At 57.4% G+C, this 1,630-nt stretch carries 1 protein-coding gene and 1 pseudogene; both read right to left on the reverse strand.

Going from position 1 to position 1,630, the window contains the following annotated elements; all coding sequences use genetic code 11:
- Positions 1–65 precede the first annotated feature (65 nt).
- Positions 66–1,403: a type I restriction-modification system subunit M gene (locus OM960_RS25320; protein ID WP_264773924.1), complete on the reverse strand. Its 1,338-nt coding sequence runs from the start codon at positions 1,401–1,403 to the stop codon at positions 66–68.
- A gap of 118 nt (positions 1,404–1,521) precedes the next feature.
- Positions 1,522–1,630, reverse strand: a pseudogene (locus tag OM960_RS25325) (IS481 family transposase); the annotation flags it as partial.

The raw sequence follows: 1,630 nt of genomic DNA on the forward strand, positions 1-1,630 counted from the left end.
CATCTGCTCGTCCGTCAGCCAGAAAAGATTGCTCATCATCAACCCCGTCAGTCTGGAGCCTTGAATCACCCGGCGGCGGCAGCTTCAAGCAGATCAATGGGTCCTGACCCTAGAGAGTCCTCACAGAAGATTCCGCCCCGTCCATCGCCAATGATCGCCATGTAGGCTTTTGTGATTTTTGTGAGGAACGCGTCTTTGTCGAGTCCGCGAAACCCGCGCTGGGCAGCTTCTCGCTTGCGACGTTCAAGAATAACGTCGCTCCAACCTTTCGTCGCAGCTTCCTGTTCAAGTGCGCGCCAAACATGCTCAAGCGCTACGATCAGGAACCCGCCGGATCCGCAGGCCGGGTCGATCACCATCTCGGTAGGCTTGGGGTCGATCACGTCGATCACCATCTGCACGACGTTGCGGGGCGTGAAGAACTGGCCCTCTTCCCCGCGGACCGCTGGACCAATGAATACCTCGAATGCATCACCGATAGCGTCGCGTGAGGCGTCCAGTATGCAGTAGTTCTGAAGCTCGCCCACGACGTAACGAAGGCTCTCAGGATCGAGGCCAATCTCCTCGTTCTCGCGGAACACGTCCGGATACTCCCGCCGCACGGCGGCGAACAAACTATCGACACGTGCCTTGATTCGGTCGGCCGGTTCTTTGTGCACCGTCCGAAACTGCGGCAAATCGTCGGGCGCGGTATTGAGCTCGTCGAAGATTTTGCAAAAGAGAACGGACGTAATCTCAATCGCAAGACCTTGGTCTCGGGTGATGCCCGTCGTGTTGCCAGCAAGGTGATTGCGGATGTCGCGAAGCACTGACTTCAGGTTGGTGGGCGCGACAAGGTCACGGCGGTGGAGCGTGCCGATCTCGGCTACGGTCTGTCCGTGCTTCGGCAGCGTCGGCAAGGTTGACCAGTGGATCTCGCCGCCCTCGCGATACTCCTTCAGGAGGTAAAGGTGATCTTTCCCGTTAAACCAGACACCAATTTGCGCTGACGACATGGTGAGGTAGATCTTCAGTTGCTCCTCGCCGTCCTTGCGCGTCTTCTTCTTACACTCGACGATGATCTGGGCGTCCGCCTCAATCTTTCCCGCCGATGAGAACACGACGATGTCGACTGGGTAACTCTTGGACTGCGTCGCTGACGGCGTCGCCCGAACGCGGAATTGGGGCCGGGTTTGAATGTGGGACTTTGGATAACCTAGCTCTTCGACAAGGCGATGAGCGAAGACCTGCACAGCCTCCAACTCCTCGGGCGTTGCACGCACTTCTTTGCCTGAAATGTAGTCAGTTATTGTTACGGGAACGGGTTTCGCGGCGGGCCGGGTGTTTTCTCCAGTGGGATCGACAATGGTGACCTTCTCACCAGGCTCGACCACGTTGGCTTTTTCTTCACTGGTGGACGCCATGTGCTCCCTCGTTTCTACTTCGGCATCGGCCTGGTTCGACCGACGTTCTACATCCTAATGAAGGAACTGCGGAGTTGGGGCAACAGGGCAACGGAGGCGGTGTCCTCAAACTGTCCACTTAACCTTCTTGACTGACGAATGACATGACGGTTTCGAGGGGTCGTTTGCCTTGGTTTCGGTATCCCAGATGCGGGCGTTCGGTGTTGTAGTGGACGAGCCAGGTGTCG

It is taken from the genome of Defluviimonas salinarum (assembly GCF_026013545.1).
Taxonomy (GTDB): Bacteria; Pseudomonadota; Alphaproteobacteria; order Rhodobacterales; family Rhodobacteraceae; genus Albidovulum; species Albidovulum salinarum.